Source organism: Legionella parisiensis (assembly GCF_001467945.1).
GTDB classification, from domain to species: domain Bacteria; phylum Pseudomonadota; class Gammaproteobacteria; order Legionellales; family Legionellaceae; genus Legionella; species Legionella parisiensis.
Map to the genome: position 1 here is coordinate 1,527,089 of NZ_LNYQ01000013.1, position 14,834 is coordinate 1,541,922.

Below are 14,834 nucleotides of genomic sequence, written 5' to 3' on the forward strand. Positions count from 1 at the left end.
AAATTAATCATGAAGCAAATTCTAGGAAACTGGGTTTCGTCATTACTTATCGCAATTAGTTTTTCTGCTCCAGCATGCGCTGCGCCTGAAACATACATTTTGGATAAAAATCATACTTATGTATTATGGAGTGCTGACCACTTGGGTTTTTCAACTCAATTTGGCAAATGGTATGCAACGGGACAGTTGGTTCTTGACAAAGATAATCCAAGTCAAAGTAAAGTCAATGCGACAATTGATGTTAGAGATATGATTACGGGTATTCCCGAACTGGATAAACATCTAAAAAGTAAATTGTTTTTTAATGCTGAGCGTTATCCCACAGCAACTTTTGTTAGCAATAAAGTAACTCCACAGGGCGATAATAAAGCAACAGTTGATGGTATTTTAACCTTGCGCGGAGTAAGTAAGCCAGTAGTGTTGCAGGTTACCTTGAATAAAGTGGGAATGAATCTAATTAGTAATAAAATGTCAATCGGTTTTACAGCCACAGGTTCTATAAATCGTTCCGATTTCGGAATCAATGCATTCTTACCTTCAATAAGCGATAAAGTAAATATTTCTATCGGAGCTGAAGCTTATCTTGATCAGAATAAAAAACAAGATAAAGAACAGGGACAAGGTAAAAAATAGGATATTTTATGCAAATCAAAAATAGTTCATCCCATTTTGGTATTGTTACTATAATACTTCATTGGATAATTGCTTTATTAATTATTGGATTGTTGATTCTTGGTTTGTATATGGTGTCTTTACCATGGAATACAGAGCGACTGAAATTCTATGGATGGCATAAAGAGTATGGTTTTTTAGTTCTTTTTTTGGCGATCTTTAGAATTATTTGGCGACTAAGCAATGAACAACCTGAATTGGCATTACCTTGGCTGGAAAAAATTGCTGCACGTAGTATGCACTGGGCATTTTACGTGTTTATGTTTGCAATGCCAATTACAGGCTGGTTAATTACTTCTGCTGCAGGTTTGCCTGCTTCATTTTTTGGCTTATTCACTTTACCTAATCTTATAGCTCCTGACGAAAGTAATAGAGTTTTATTTGAATGGGTCCATGAATGGTTAGGTTATGCACTGATTGCTGCAATATGTCTTCATACAGGCGCTGCTTTAAAGCATCATTTTATAAACAAGGATGATATATTAAGGAGAATGTTTCCATGAAAATAATTAAGATCTTTTTCTTTCTATTTTTCTTGAATAGTGTTTATGCGGCTTCTTTACCTGAATGGACACTAGTTCCAAATGAAAGCAGTATAATCTTTACAGCAACACAAAATAATGCTCCTGTTTCGGGGTCTTTTAAAGAATTTACTGCAACAATAGCTGCAGATCCCGAACATTATCAAGACAGTACAGTTGACGTAGTAGTGAATATCAACTCACTTACTACTTCCTATGCAGAAATAAGTTCAATATTACTTGGCCCTGACTGGTTTAATGCTAAGGAATTCCCAAAAGCTGAGTTTAAGTCGTCTAAATTCAGTAAAAAGGATGATAAAAATTATGAGGCCGCTGGAACACTAACTATAAAAAATAAATCAGTTCCCGTAACACTTACCTTTACTGCAATAGAGTCACCTAAAAATCATTTGGTTGTTGAAGGAAAAACCACAGTAAAACGGTTAGACTTTGGTATTGGGCAAGGTGATTGGTCGAGTACAAGTGAAATAAAGGATGAAGTTACTATAAATTTTAAAGCAGTTGCCACACGAAAGTAATAATGTGTTTAATGTAGGGCAATTATAGCCTGGTGTTTTTTAGCCCAGGCTATAAAAAGTAATCACAGAAAAATAGACAAGTCGAATTTAGTTATGGTCTAGAAACCATTTTTCTTTTAATTCGAGAAATTTAGCTTTTTGCCTATCGTTTAAAAGTGCAAACATTTGATGCTGTATTATTATTCTCGTTTTTAACATAGAGCCTTTTATCCTATTTACTTTTTCTACTAAAGCATCAAGTTTTGTTTCATCAATTTTCTCAGCTTTTAGTAAGGAATTTATTTGATTGCGTAGTAATCTAAGTTGAGCATAGTTTTCTTTGAGAGAAGACCTGGCTTTTTCTCGATATGCTTTAAGTTTGGCTTTTTGATCCGCATTAAGATTGAGTTCTTGTGCTAACCTATCAAATCGACGATGGGGGTTACATTGTTTTGAATCTCCAATACATGCAAAGCTTGGTTGACCCAAGAGCAGTCCCAATACGATTATTGATAACAAGATGAATTTTTTATTCATTATCCATTCCCCCATGTTCCTGCCAATTATTTTTGCTCTGCTAATGCTCTAATGGAGTATAGTCTATAGAGTTAATAAATACAGAACTTAGCTACTTTTTATCTTATCAATTTGAAAATCAAAAAAATCTTAAGATTGCTCTATATGAGAAGGCAGATCTAATTTTATTTTTTTATTTTTTGCAAGATTAAAAATTATCGCTTCATGGCAGAGATTTCTGAGATCTCCGATTAATTTTTGTGTATATACATCGTGATGATGGATGCTAAGTAAGATCTTTTTAAATTGGAGAATATTAAATTCATTTTTTTGATTAAAACAACTTAATATAAGTTCAAGATCGTCTGTAAGTGTATATTTTTCCTCACTAGAAAAAGATCGATAAGGAATTTTTGTCATTTTTTGGATATATGTTTCCACATCATTTTTTATTGTGCAAAAAGAAAGAGGCAGGCTTATCGCGAGTTCTTTTTGACGTGTAGCCAGCAATTTTGTCCGCGAGGCCTGCAATTTTTTTCCAGACTCCAACCATGAAGAGTCATTTAATTCACCCTCATTAACACCAAGAAACTTGAGCATTCCCAAAACATTCTCATGTAAAGGAATCGAGTTTTGTGAGCGAAAAGCATGTTGCAACCCATAATGATTAAAAGAGATTGGCTGAATTTCTCTGATAAATTTATCAGTATCCACCACATAGCCATTGAATAATGCATTCGATATTTGTATTGGGCCTGTAGTGCATACCACGATTGATTTAAGATAAAGATCTCGTTCTTTTTTCATTAAATAAGCTAAAAACTTATCATCATTTTTTTCTAAAATACGTTTAATAAAAGAATATTCTTTGCTAAAAAAAAGATATTTCACCAGGTTTAGCTGAGTATGAAGGTCTTTTCTCAATCTCTTTATTACCTCATCATGACTTTCTTGAGGAGTGATTTTGTTAAAATTTAAAAATTTGTTTTTATCTTTCATTACTTCAATAATATATGCTCTAATTTTTAAGGAGGAGCCTGATGTATCCGGTGGAATAATTTCTTTGGATTTTGCTATATAAAGAGATTCAGAACGATTTTTCATAAATTTTAGAAGATGACGATTTATAAAGCTGTCTTCATTTAATTCAGTTTCCGTTCGTTCAATAAAATCGGTATCATAATGAGTTAATCTGGCGATAAGTCCGCATTGCACCCGTTCGATCTCTTTTTGCGCAGCGCTTGCGTCTATTATCGCCACAAAATCATTATTTGCCAGTATGAATTCCTTCTTACCCATTTTTAAACTGCCAATGTTTAGTAACATAGGCATTTCAGTTGTAATTAATTTGGGAAGAGCAGATGTATCAATCGGAAAATCAAAGTCTGTATAAGTACCTTTTTTAAATATCGGTGATAGCCATCTTAAAATATCACTTGCAACAGCCAAGTTTCCGCCCGTTTTTAAATTGTTAATTTCTTCTTTATAAAAATTATATAATTTTCTTTCGTTATCTGATTCAAGTGATGCATCAATTGTATGGGCATCAATTGAAATAATTTGATGTTCTTTACAAAATTCATGAAGCGCATTTACAGAGGTCGGTGTAATTAATTTAGAATCATATATCAAATGAATCGTATCGTTAGGATTTTTCTCCCGCATTTCAATAAGACGAATTTGATTTTCCAAATTCATAAATACATTTGGGTTATTGCTTAACCAGATTTTTACATGTAAGTTAGGATTATATTGATACATTTTTTTCTTTATTTTGGTTTCAATAAATTACCGCACATAAAAAGCCAGTTTTTGTAGACTCCTACAAATTAATCGGGAGTCCTTAAAAAAAGCTTAGCACAATATAAAAAAAATGATTTGGAGTTAAATTCGATTGATGAATTTCGCCAAACATGGTATAAAGGTCGCGCTTTAAATACACACACGTTTCGACACATACGAATGGGTCCCTGGAGGGTTTCGTATGGGAAGCGTGGAGGACTAACCCTGGAGATAAATAATGAATATAAGTATGCGTGAATTACTCGAAGCAGGTGCTCATTTTGGACACAGAACACGTTTCTGGAATCCTGAAATGGGTGAGTATATTTTTGGATCTCGTAACAAAATCCATATTATCAACCTTGAAAAGACAATGGTGATGCTGAGCGACGTAGTGAATTATGTTGGTAGATTAGCATCAAACAAAGCAAAAATTCTATTTGTAGGTACCAAAAGGGCAGCACAAGACAGTATTCGTGAACATGCGAGACGTTGTGGTATGCCTTACGTTGATCATCGTTGGTTAGGTGGTATGTTGACCAACTATAAAACAGTGCGTCAGTCTATTTTTCGTTTAAAAGAGTTGAAAGAAATGCAAGAAAAGGGACTGTTTAACGGAATGATCAAAAAAGAAGCACTAATGCTGACACGTGAACTAGAGAAACTAGAAAGAGGTTTAGGGGGTATCGAAAACATGGGCGGCTTGCCTGATGCTCTGTTTGTTGTTGATGTTGGCTTTGAGCACATTGCTGTTGAAGAAGCTCATCGGTTAAAGATTCCTGTTATTGGTGTTGTTGATACCAACAATAGCCCAAGAAACATTGATTACATTATTCCTGGCAATGATGACTCTATGAGAGCAGTTGATATTTATGTCCGTTGTATTGCTGATGCAATTTTAGATGCCAAAGGCAGTAACACAGTTGGAGTAGGCTCTTCATCTGATGCTGAATTTGTAGAAGTGGTTGAACAAACTAGTGATGCAGAAAAAGCCGGGGAATAATTAAAATTTAAAATACAGGGGGCCCAGGTGTTTGAACACCTTAATTTGCCCCCTTTTTGCTATACGGAGAAATGAAATGTCGATTAGTGCAAGTTTAGTCATGCAGTTACGTGAGCGTACCGGTGCGGGCATGATGGAATGTAAAAAGTTTCTAATAGCAACCAATGGTGATATAGAGGCTGCAATCATTGAAATGCGTAAAGCAGGACAGGCAAAAGCGGATAAAAAAGCAGATCGTGTTGCTGCTGAGGGTGTAATTATCATTGCACGTTCTATCGATGGACACAGTGCGGTGATGCTTGAAATTAATAGCGAAACAGATTTTGTTGCGCGTGATGAAAACTTTACTAACTTTGCTAATAAAGCTGCAGAAGCTGCATTAAACAGCTCGGCTACCACAATTGACGCGTTGTCTGCTATTACTCTTTCTTCTGGAAGTACTGTAGAGCAGGCACGCCAGGAATTAGTGGCGAAAATTGGTGAAAATATTAAATTAAGACGCCTGGAGCGCATGCATTGTGATACTGGAGTAATCGGTTGCTACTTACATGGCTCACGAATTGGCGTTATGGTTGCGCTTAAAACCGGTGATGAAGAGCTTGCCAAAGACATCGCAATGCATATTGCTGCAAGTAAACCGATCGTAGTAAGCAAAGATCAAGTATCTGCAGAAGCAATTGAAAATGAGCGTGAAATTTTTACTGCTCAGGCAAAAGAAAGTGGTAAGCCACAAGAAATTATCGATAAGATGATTGAGGGCCGGATCAATAAATTTATTGATGAAGTCAGCTTATTGGGTCAACCATTTGTCAAAAATCCTGATATCAAAGTGGGACAGCTTTTAAAGGAAAAGAATACTGAGGTTCTGTCTTTTATCCGTTACGAAGTTGGTGAAGGAATAGAAAAAAAAGAAGATAACTTTGTTGAAGAAGTGATGGCTCAGGTTCGTACATGATGAATGAAAGTCACCCATTAAAATATAAACGTATTTTATTAAAGTATAGTGGCGAAGCCCTTATGGGCAAATCACAATTTGGTATTGATCCTTCGGTCTTGGATACATTGGCTAAGGATATCGCCGAATTAATCAAGATGGGCGTTGAGGTTGGCCTCGTTTTAGGTGGTGGTAATTTATTTCGTGGTAAGGCACTTTCTCAAGCAGGAGTAGGGCGTGTAACTGGTGACCATATGGGTATGCTGGCTACAGTGATGAATGCTTTAGCGGTACGAGATGCTCTGGAGCGTATTGATATGCCTGCACGTATTATGTCAGCCATTCCTATGCTTGGTGTAGTTGACCCTTATCATCGACGTAAAGCAATTACACACTTGCGAACCGGACAGGTTGTAATTTTTGCAGCAGGAACGGGAAATCCTTTTTTCACTACTGATACGGCTGCTTGTTTAAGAGCTATTGAAATAGGTGCTGATGTAGTTTTAAAAGCAACTAAAGTTGATGGTGTTTACTCGGAAGATCCCTTTAAAAATCCTAATGCCAAACGTTATGATTATTTGACTTATATTGAGGTTTTAACTCAAGGCCTGGAAGTGATGGACTCAACTGCAATATGTCTTTGTCAAGATCAGGGTATGCCTTTGCAGGTTTTTGATATGACGGCACCTAATGCATTGAGAAGAATTGTATCTGGAGAACGCGTAGGAACTATAGTCGGAGCTAATCATGATTAATGAGATTAAGCAAGATTCAGAAAAGCGAATGAAAAAAAGCGTTGAATCATTACAGACGGATCTAACAAAAATTCGTACAGGAAGAGCAAATGTTGGTTTGCTGGATCATGTGCAAGTTGATTATTATGGAACCATGACTCCATTAAATCAAGTTGCTAATGTTACTGCCAGTGACTCGCGAACAATATTAGTAACTCCTTGGGAAAAATCGCTGGTATCAGCTATAGAAAAGGCAATTTTGAATTCTGATTTGGGTTTGAATCCTGCTACAGCAGGTACTGCAATTCGCGTCCCTATGCCTCCATTAACTGAAGAACGGAGAAAGGAACTAATCAAAGTTGTCCGTAACGAAGGCGAACAAGGAAAGGTTTCTATTCGTAATATTAGAAGGGATGCTAATAATCAGTTAAAAGAACTGGTTAAAGATAAGACTATTTCAGAAGATGATGAGCGTAGAGCAACAGAGGTCATTCAAAAATTGACTGATAAATACATCCTGGAAATAGATGCATTATTAGCCGAAAAAGAAAAAGACTTAATGGAAATTTAAGTCAAATTGTTGCTTGAAGCAAATGGCCTCAAGCAACAATCACCCTTATGTAATTTTTATCCTTCAACGTTCTCAAACAGCGCATTGAATTTTCTAGCTTATTTATAAATCGAAACAGGGAAATTTGTTGATCCGATTAAATACCAAACCAATAATTTTTTGAGGTTCCTCATGCGATACAAGGTAGTTTTTTTTGGTAAATATAAAGGTGGTAAAACGCAGCTTAATCGTCGCATTGCTTTACAGGAAAAATTTGAGTTTCAATATGAACCTGGTTCTACTGTAGGTGCTGATTTTTTAACTCGAGAAATTGCTTCCGATAATACAGTGAACTTATGGGATACAGCAGGGGATGAACGATTTCAAGGGATGAGCTCTGTATTTTACAAAGGAGCTGATGTAGGCATATTTTGCATTGATTTGACTGAAGTAATTAATGAGCAAGAATTTAATAAAAGTATTCAAGAGTTTCGCGAATTTGCTCCTAATGCTCCTATTATCTGTGTTGGGACCAAATCGGATTTGGCGACAGCTGACTTGAATGCATTTAAGAAAATCAAATCAAAAGAGATTGCTCACTTTATTATTACATCAGCCAAAAATGGAGATAATGTAAATGAGCTATTTTCTATAATTACCCAGCTGTGTAAGTTAAAACAATATTCTCTTTGGGGCGAAGCGAAAGCCAGGTTGTTAGAGAGTTTAAAAGAACTACCCGATAGGAAAAAACTTTCAATTAATCAAGAGTTATTTAAACTATCGAGAGTTATATTTGTTGATACTAATAATTCCAGTGTTACCCCATTGCACAAAGCGAAAGCAATCGATGATTTTACAAATAATTGTAAAGATATTTTGGATTGTCAACATCCTAATGTGCTTCATGTAGTACTTTCGGTTGCTGCAGCAGCAGCTGCTCTCATTGTTACTGCATTAATTGGTTTTACAATTGGAGTTGCATGTAGTTGCTGGGCCGGTCCAGGCGCTTTTTTTGCCGGAATTCTAAGTGGTTATACTGCTGCATTAACTGTTGCTTCATCAAGTACGGCATTGGGCGCCGTAGCTGGAGGGCTCGCCGTATATAGTTTATTTAAACCTTCCAAAGAAATGAAGGCGCTCAATGAATTCACTGCAGAAGTATCGTCTTTAAATCCTGCAGTTATTTTATAATTCCTCATGGATTGAGAATTATCCTCCTCTTTCCCCCAGTCTATTTCCTTCTCGTCCTCTTCCTTGGTATCGGCTTTTACAGAGGGGGTTATAAGGAAAACAGTGTTCGCACCTATACTTTCTGTGATTTCATCATAAAATTCCTCCACTTCGTGAGGAGGAATTTTAGAGAGCTCTTTATAACGTAAAATATTTAGTATACCTTCATCATAAATTGTGTAATGTGAGATCATTTGGATTGATAATAGATATATTTGAAGATTTTATGCTAGGTAATAATAAGTAACCCTTTGTTCTCTGTATCCAGAAAGGATGTCGCATTCAATCCAAGAAGGTAAAGGTACTATATTTGATTTGGAAACTATAAACGACATTTATATATATTTTAAGGACTTTGATACAGATCACCGAATCCTGCTGTTTAATGCTTTATTTTCTCCTAAAATAAGTTGCTAATCGCTGCCAAGTAGTTTGTCTGTAATCCCCTACATAACCCCAGGAATCAACCCATATAATTCGCTTAAATGCTCCTGTTTCCTTTATTTTATTCATGAATTGCTCTTTATTTTTGCTTTTGGATGCAAGTATGATTATATTGGCGCTTTTTCTTACTGGAATAACTAGGGTATGGTTAAATTGATTTTTGACAAATTGAAAAATTGGATATTGTTCTTTTATATTGGCTAAATTGAGAGCCAAAAATCCATCTTCAGTTATTATCCTTTTGCATAAGACAAAAAAATGATCATTGGCACATTCCGGTGGAAAATGATTCGCATTATATAGATCAACAATGAGATGAGTGAAATTTGTCTTGCATTGCTGTACATAATCCATCGCGTTTTCGTGGATAATTGCTAAATTTTTTAAGCGACCTATGATAAAAAAACGTTTAGCTATTTCAATGACCTCTTCGCTATTGTCTACAGCAACTAGAGGGGAGTCTTTTAGCATTAATGCAATTCCTGCACCACCCAATCCTAGCATACAAATAGTTCCTGGATTATTTCGGGCCATTAATGTGAGTGCTGGAAGATAGTACAAAATGGGTTTCTGGGGCTTATGACGGTTAATAACAGTCTGTAGCGCATTACTACCTAAGGTTAACCAACGATAACAGGCATTTTGGTATACCTTATAACCTGAGGGAGAGGTATAGATGCATTTACCTAACTTTGTTCTCCACATTTTAGCGTGTCTTCTCTAATTGGAAGGGATAAATTGATCCAAGTCTTAAAATTTGAGTTAACTCATCCAAAGCAGTAAAACATTCTTCAATCAACTGAGGATCAGCTAAGTCTGTTGCAACTAACTCCGTGCGATAGTACTTTAATACCCACTTTTCTAAGATGCTTAATAGTTCATCATTAATTAATACACCCTGGTGCATGGCTTGTAGTTCTTCGTCATTTAAGGGAACACGCAATCTCAAGCATGCTGGGCCACCACCATTGCGCATACTTTGTTTCAAGTCAAGAAAGTAGACTGAGTTAATTGGATTGGATTCATCATATAATATTCGCTCAATACATGCCTGCACACGAGGGTTATTTTTACACTCAACAGGAGCCAGGAGGATCATGGAATTTTGATTCGTTAAACTGATAACTTGCGAATTAAAAAGATACGTTTCAACTGCATCGGTGACACTAAGCTCTTTTTGTGAAATCTGAATAATATTTAAAGAAAAAGGGGCTTTTTCACTTAACTCTTTAAGTATGGAGTTTTGTTGAAGAAAGGCTTGCTCATGAACCAAAAAAACTGATTCATTGGCGACAGATATCACATCATTATGAAAAACTCCTTGATCAATAGCAAGAGGGTTTTGGCAAGCAAATACAACTTGGTTTTCTGATAGTTGATGTTGACGAACTATTGCTTCAGATGCCTCTCGAGTCTGTCGTGCCGGATATTTTATTGGTCCAGCTTGAGTTTGATCTCTTCCGAGAGCTTTTTTCCCATAGACAAAAAGATGAATTCCAGATTGACTATGTTTTTGACAAAGACGACTGTGATTTGCAGCACCTTCATCACCTGTAATAATTGACCGAGGCAAAATAGGATGATGATGAAAATAAGATGGATTTGCAAATATCAACTCCAGTATTTTTTTTGAAAAATCAGCCTCATGGTGTCGGTGCAAATTACTTACAAGATTTGCAGCAGTAAAGTGAACTTTATGATCTTGTGTATCAGTGCTAGGGGAAACAGTAGCAGCATTGGCTGACCACATACTGGATGCTGAATAGCAAGCCCCTAGGAGCTCTGGAGCTGTTTTAAAAGCTTTATTAATTTGTTCTTTAGGTGTACCACAAAAACCGAGTTGATGAAGTAATTTAAGATTAGGGCGTTGGTGGGGTGGAAGTAAGCCCTGCTTTAGACCCATTTTATGAAGCAAGCGCATTTTATCCAATCCTTGCAGGGCAGCTGCTTGGGGATTGGAAGCTGCTAATGCATTATATGAAGATGCGATATTACCAGGTGCAAGTCCTGCATAATTATGAGTAGGGCCAACCAGGCCATCCATGTTTAATTCATAAACGTTCATTTTAATCTTCCGTCTTATATTTACCCTGCAACGTGTGGGGCTTAGTACGCTCTATCCAGAGCAGCTAGATACTTTCTCAATAAATACCAGGTAAAATGTGTTCTGGCATCGTTAAAGAAGGTTGCTCCATACTGGCTACTGGATAAGCGCAATAATCCGCAGCAAAATAAGCGCTGGGCCTATGATTTCCACTTAATCCAACTCCGCCAAAAGGAAGGCTGCTAGCTGCGCCAGTGGTGGGTCTATTCCAATTAATTAATCCAGCTCGAACATGGTGATAAAATTGTTGATAATGTTGCTCATTATTACTGAATAAACCCGCAACCAAACCATAGCGGGTTTGGTTGGCCAGATTGATTGCTTGTTCAAAGTGAGTATAACGGTATATCTGTACTAATGGTGCGAAAATTTCCTCATCTGGGGGATTTATAATATGAGTCATATCAATAATACCAGGTGATAACAGGCCTGTGCGCTCAGCAATTAAATTCATGGGTAATAAAGAAACACCACCCAACTCAATCAGTTTTTTTTGGCTATGAATATGCTTATGAGCTTGTTCATGACTAATAACTGGCCCCATAAATGGTTCTGGCTTTTGATCAAAAGGTGCGACCTTAATTGATGAACATGTTTGAATGAAACGATTTAAGAATTCATCACCTTGCTGTGAGTCAGGAATAATGACACGTCGTGCACATGTACAGCGTTGTCCCGCAGTAATTAAGGTAGACAGCAGGGTATGATAAACAGCCGCATTGAGATCAGTGACCTCATCAACGACTAAAGGATTATTTCCCCCCATTTCAAGAGCTAAAATTACTTCGGGTTTATTGCTAAAATGTTGGTGAATTCGTAAACCTGTCATATAGCTTCCTGTGAAATAGACGCCTTGAATGTCTTGCGTCAGTAATGCCGTCCCACAGGTGGCATCGCCTTGCAAACAATTGATGACCCCAGAAGGGAAACCACTCTCATGCCAACACTGCATAATGAATTCCGCTACTGCAGGTGAGTGTTCACTTGGCTTATAAAGAACAGTATTACCTGCTAGCAAAGCAGGAACTATATGTCCATTGCTTAAATGAGCTGGAAAATTAAATGCACCAAGAACGACTATAACACCATGAGGTTTAAAGCGTAGGCAGCTATTTGCTTCAGTTGTTTGAGTTATTTTTGTCCATGTTCTTTCATGATAAGCTTGAATTGATAAATTTATTTTTCCTATAACTGCATTGACCTCAGTCTGTGACTCCCATAATGGCTTTCCTGTTTCCATTGCGATTAAGTGCGCCAAGTGGTCACGATTCTTTTCAATTTGCTGGGAAAACTTTTGGGTATAATGTGCACGCACCTCAAAATCAAGCGAGGACCACGAGAAAAGTGCTTGTTGCGCTGCATGGCATGCAGCAGAAACTTCTTGTTCTGTGGCATTGTTGCCCTGCCAAAGTAACGTGCCATAACCAGGATTTATCGACTCTAGAATAGTCCCATTTCCCTTTATCCATTGGCCATTAATATAATGTCCTTTACCATGAATTACAGGCGATTTAGCCATTCAACTCTCCCACATTAAGTTGTAAAGGAGCAACTCGCAGTTGATCTCCGCAAGTGACTTGCAAAAGATTGGCAGTATTTTTACTGATAATGCACGTATTTTTTTCTTTATTAACCAAAGCGCTATTAATTGTTGCTCGGAAATCTAATTGAGTATTTGATAATAAGTAATTGGTGCTACTTACTTCATCGCTAATATTTTTAATCGTTACAAGGTGACTTAACTCTATAGTTTTGATTTTTAGGCGAGGTACTTCAAGCGTGGGGCCTGCATCGAAAATATCAATATACTTGTTATAGCGAAATCCCTCTTTTAATAAAATGTTCATGGCTGTTTGTGTCGAAGGATGAGGTTGACCAATCGCTGCTTGGGCTTGAAGAGACAGCAATTTAATATATATGGGGTTACGAGGCATTAAGTCTGCAATAAATTGTTTGTCGGTTGTCAGGGTCAGTCGATCAGCCTCTGCAAAAGACATATGAAAAAAATGACTTCCTACATTTTCCCAAAAAGGTGATATACCATTTTTATCTGAGATTCCGCGCATTTCAGCAATGACTGTCGAAGCAAAACGTTTAGGATGCTGTGCGATAAAAAGGAAACGGGCTTTAGAAAGTAATAAACCATTTTTATGTTTTCTATACTTAGGCTCTAAAAAAAGAGTGCAGATTTCACTTCGCCCCTGATTATCATTTACCAGACTTAAAACCTCATAATCACTACGTATATCCAATGAACGACAAATTCGCGTACGTTTGGAGATTTTATAGGAATAAAAAGGACTCTCATGTCCAGTACATGATTCAATTCCTGAAACACCTATTATTTTTTTATTCTTGGGATTCTCTAAGACAAATAAATAATATTCATTATTGGGTTTTTCCACACTTTTATGGAATGACTCAGTGGACCAATGAAGTCGTTTTGCTAATATTTTTTTATCTTTAGAGAGCGTTGTTAGTCCTATACCACTTTCCTCAGCCAAATGATGAATAGCATCTAAATCTGTATTGCGAGCACTACGAAATAACATCATTTTTTAGCTCCTCTAGGCCACCTTGAGCTAAGTCAAGCAAAAGTAGGGTGCTGAGTGATGCGCGTTCAGACAAACTATCAAGCAGTATATATTCCTCGGCACTATGGATATTACCACCTCTGACTCCAAGTGTGTCTATAACTGGTAAGCCATGCTGGGCCAAATTATTTCCATCACAACAGCCGCCACTATCTTTCCAATCTATTGATAAACCAAGCTCTTGTCCCAAATGTTGAATACGATGAAATAGGCGTTTTGTGCCCGAGCATATACGCTTTACTGGCCTGCCAAAAGTGCCGTGAACATTTAAAGAGTAACCCTGACGTTTTAATTGGCAAATAATTTTATCCAGTTCTGTTTGTACCCAAAACTCATCTTCAGGTAGGCTAATTCGGATATCAATCTGTGCCACTGCTCTGTCAGGAACCACATTGAGTGCCTCGCCACCCGCAATTTTACCTACATTAATTGTAACTCCATCACGTTTCCCATTAAGGGCATGTACAGCACATACTGCCTCAGCTAGGTAAGAAATTGCATTTCGTCCTTCTGAAAAATCTCGCCCCGCATGGGCGGCTTTTCCTGTTGCAATAAGGGTCAATTTACCACTGCCTTTGCGGTTTTTAGCTAAAGTACCGCATGGTGTCATCGCTGGCTCATAAACTAAAGCTGCTTGATAGTTCGCTGCCAACTCATCGAAAAGCATGCTGGATGCAGGTGAGCCAATTTCCTCATCGGCATTAATTAAAACATCCCAGCCCAGCTCAGCTGCATGTTCGCTGCCTTCAAAAACGGATAAGGCTTGTAACATCACAATGAGCCCGCCTTTCATATCAGTAACGCCAGGTCCATTAATGCAATTATCATTGACGTACTTTAATTCTTGAAATGGATTATCTGCTGCATAAACAGTATCCATATGTCCGCAAAGTAAAACCCGTCGTTTCAAGTGTGGTCGTTTTCTAATGAATAGAGCAGATCCACAGTTTTGCGTTATTGTATTGCCGGACATATCAATAACAGATAAGGGATTTAGTTTTTTTTCCTGGATTGTATCAGCTATAGGCTTATAGACAGTTTGCAAGAGATCAGTAATTTGCGCCAATCCAGCCAAATTGGCTGTCCCAGAATTAATCTCACAAAACTGGTAAAGTTGCTTCACCATTGTTTCCTGATTATGTTTTATTATATTTATCAGTTTATTGTATGGTTTAATCACTGCTGGCATATGGACTTATAACTAAAAAATACAGAATAGCTGAAATTAATGT

15 protein-coding genes are annotated in these 14,834 nt (G+C 37.1%); 8 read left to right on the forward strand and 7 right to left on the reverse strand.

Annotation, left to right across the window (positions count from 1 at the left end):
* The first annotated feature begins 9 nt into the window (after positions 1-9).
* The 3 genes from Lpar_RS12870 to Lpar_RS12880 are packed head-to-tail and all read left to right on the forward strand — an operon-like array spanning position 10 to position 1,732.
* Positions 10-633, forward strand: coding sequence for a YceI family protein (locus Lpar_RS12870; protein WP_058518302.1), 624 nt, complete (start codon positions 10-12; stop codon positions 631-633).
* An 8-nt stretch (positions 634-641) separates the two neighbouring features.
* The gene (locus tag Lpar_RS12875) at positions 642-1,175 is read left to right on the forward strand and encodes a cytochrome b (protein ID WP_058518303.1); all 534 of its coding nucleotides are present in this window, start codon (positions 642-644) and stop codon (positions 1,173-1,175) included.
* Complete coding sequence (locus tag Lpar_RS12880) at positions 1,172-1,732, forward strand: YceI family protein (protein WP_058518304.1); 561 nt, start codon at positions 1,172-1,174, stop codon at positions 1,730-1,732. The genes Lpar_RS12875 and Lpar_RS12880 overlap by 4 nt, the downstream gene beginning before the upstream one ends.
* Before the next feature lie 87 nt (positions 1,733-1,819).
* On the opposite strand, the gene Lpar_RS12885 is transcribed toward Lpar_RS12880, so the two are convergent.
* Both Lpar_RS12885 and Lpar_RS12890 read right to left on the reverse strand, forming a co-directional pair.
* Positions 1,820-2,248, reverse strand: a complete 429-nt coding sequence (locus Lpar_RS12885) for a Spy/CpxP family protein refolding chaperone (RefSeq protein ID WP_058519274.1) — start codon at positions 2,246-2,248, stop codon at positions 1,820-1,822.
* 129 nt (positions 2,249-2,377) lie between these two features.
* Complete coding sequence (locus Lpar_RS12890; protein ID WP_058518305.1) at positions 2,378-3,988, reverse strand: glycosyltransferase family 88 protein; 1,611 nt, start codon at positions 3,986-3,988, stop codon at positions 2,378-2,380.
* A gap of 256 nt (positions 3,989-4,244) precedes the next feature.
* On the opposite strand from Lpar_RS12890, the gene rpsB reads away from it, so the two are divergent.
* The 5 genes from rpsB (at position 4,245) to Lpar_RS12915 (ending at position 8,421) form a co-directional block, all read left to right on the forward strand.
* Positions 4,245-5,012: a 30S ribosomal protein S2 gene (gene rpsB / locus Lpar_RS12895; RefSeq protein ID WP_115341236.1), complete on the forward strand. Its 768-nt coding sequence runs from the start codon at positions 4,245-4,247 to the stop codon at positions 5,010-5,012.
* Positions 5,013-5,088: 76 nt separating this feature from the next.
* Positions 5,089-5,967: a translation elongation factor Ts gene (tsf, locus tag Lpar_RS12900; protein WP_058518307.1), complete on the forward strand. Its 879-nt coding sequence runs from the start codon at positions 5,089-5,091 to the stop codon at positions 5,965-5,967.
* Positions 5,964-6,701, forward strand: coding sequence for a UMP kinase (pyrH, locus tag Lpar_RS12905; RefSeq protein WP_058518308.1), 738 nt, complete (start codon positions 5,964-5,966; stop codon positions 6,699-6,701). Before tsf ends, pyrH begins: the two co-directional genes overlap by 4 nt.
* Positions 6,694-7,251 (forward strand): ribosome recycling factor, encoded by a 558-nt coding sequence (gene frr / locus Lpar_RS12910; protein WP_058518309.1) that lies wholly within the window; start codon positions 6,694-6,696, stop codon positions 7,249-7,251. Before pyrH ends, frr begins: the two co-directional genes overlap by 8 nt.
* Before the next feature lie 171 nt (positions 7,252-7,422).
* On the forward strand, positions 7,423-8,421 hold the full coding sequence (locus Lpar_RS12915) for a Rab family GTPase (protein WP_058518310.1): 999 nt from the start codon (positions 7,423-7,425) through the stop codon (positions 8,419-8,421).
* Between the two features lie 429 nt (positions 8,422-8,850).
* Here Lpar_RS12915 and Lpar_RS12920 read toward each other — a convergent pair whose 3' ends face one another.
* The 5 genes from Lpar_RS12920 to Lpar_RS12940 form a co-directional block, all read right to left on the reverse strand.
* A complete protein-coding gene (locus Lpar_RS12920; protein ID WP_058518311.1) occupies positions 8,851-9,609 on the reverse strand; it encodes a spermidine synthase in 759 nt (252 codons plus the stop codon).
* Position 9,610: 1 nt separating this feature from the next.
* A complete protein-coding gene (gene astB, locus Lpar_RS12925) occupies positions 9,611-10,969 on the reverse strand; it encodes an N-succinylarginine dihydrolase (RefSeq protein WP_058518312.1) in 1,359 nt (452 codons plus the stop codon).
* A 76-nt stretch (positions 10,970-11,045) separates the two neighbouring features.
* Positions 11,046-12,527, reverse strand: a complete 1,482-nt coding sequence (gene astD / locus Lpar_RS12930; protein ID WP_058518313.1) for a succinylglutamate-semialdehyde dehydrogenase — start codon at positions 12,525-12,527, stop codon at positions 11,046-11,048.
* Positions 12,520-13,563 carry an arginine N-succinyltransferase gene (locus tag Lpar_RS12935; protein WP_058518314.1) on the reverse strand — a complete coding sequence of 348 codons (1,044 nt, stop codon included), beginning with the start codon at positions 13,561-13,563 and terminating at the stop codon, positions 12,520-12,522. Before Lpar_RS12935 ends, astD begins: the two co-directional genes overlap by 8 nt.
* Positions 13,547-14,791, reverse strand: coding sequence for a hydrolase (locus tag Lpar_RS12940; protein WP_420324263.1), 1,245 nt, complete (start codon positions 14,789-14,791; stop codon positions 13,547-13,549). The genes Lpar_RS12935 and Lpar_RS12940 overlap by 17 nt, the downstream gene beginning before the upstream one ends.
* Positions 14,792-14,834: the final 43 nt, after the last annotated feature.

What these genes read in the sequence shown, in the direction of transcription:
- Lpar_RS12885 (WP_058519274.1), bottom strand. Translation starts at nt 2,248, where the DNA reads ATGAATAAAAAATTCATCTTGTTATCAATAATCGTATTGGGACTGCTC.
- Lpar_RS12915 (WP_058518310.1), top strand. Translation starts at nt 7,423, where the DNA reads ATGCGATACAAGGTAGTTTTTTTTGGTAAATATAAAGGTGGTAAAACG.
- tsf (WP_058518307.1), top strand. Translation starts at nt 5,089, where the DNA reads ATGTCGATTAGTGCAAGTTTAGTCATGCAGTTACGTGAGCGTACCGGT.
- Lpar_RS12940 (WP_420324263.1), bottom strand. Translation starts at nt 14,791, where the DNA reads ATGCCAGCAGTGATTAAACCATACAATAAACTGATAAATATAATAAAA.
- frr (WP_058518309.1), top strand. Translation starts at nt 6,694, where the DNA reads ATGATTAATGAGATTAAGCAAGATTCAGAAAAGCGAATGAAAAAAAGC.
- Lpar_RS12890 (WP_058518305.1), bottom strand. Translation starts at nt 3,988, where the DNA reads ATGTATCAATATAATCCTAACTTACATGTAAAAATCTGGTTAAGCAAT.
- Lpar_RS12920 (WP_058518311.1), bottom strand. Translation starts at nt 9,609, where the DNA reads ATGTGGAGAACAAAGTTAGGTAAATGCATCTATACCTCTCCCTCAGGT.
- Lpar_RS12875 (WP_058518303.1), top strand. Translation starts at nt 642, where the DNA reads ATGCAAATCAAAAATAGTTCATCCCATTTTGGTATTGTTACTATAATA.
- Lpar_RS12880 (WP_058518304.1), top strand. Translation starts at nt 1,172, where the DNA reads ATGAAAATAATTAAGATCTTTTTCTTTCTATTTTTCTTGAATAGTGTT.
- Lpar_RS12935 (WP_058518314.1), bottom strand. Translation starts at nt 13,563, where the DNA reads ATGATGTTATTTCGTAGTGCTCGCAATACAGATTTAGATGCTATTCAT.
- Lpar_RS12870 (WP_058518302.1), top strand. Translation starts at nt 10, where the DNA reads ATGAAGCAAATTCTAGGAAACTGGGTTTCGTCATTACTTATCGCAATT.
- astB (WP_058518312.1), bottom strand. Translation starts at nt 10,969, where the DNA reads ATGAACGTTTATGAATTAAACATGGATGGCCTGGTTGGCCCTACTCAT.
- pyrH (WP_058518308.1), top strand. Translation starts at nt 5,964, where the DNA reads ATGATGAATGAAAGTCACCCATTAAAATATAAACGTATTTTATTAAAG.
- astD (WP_058518313.1), bottom strand. Translation starts at nt 12,527, where the DNA reads ATGGCTAAATCGCCTGTAATTCATGGTAAAGGACATTATATTAATGGC.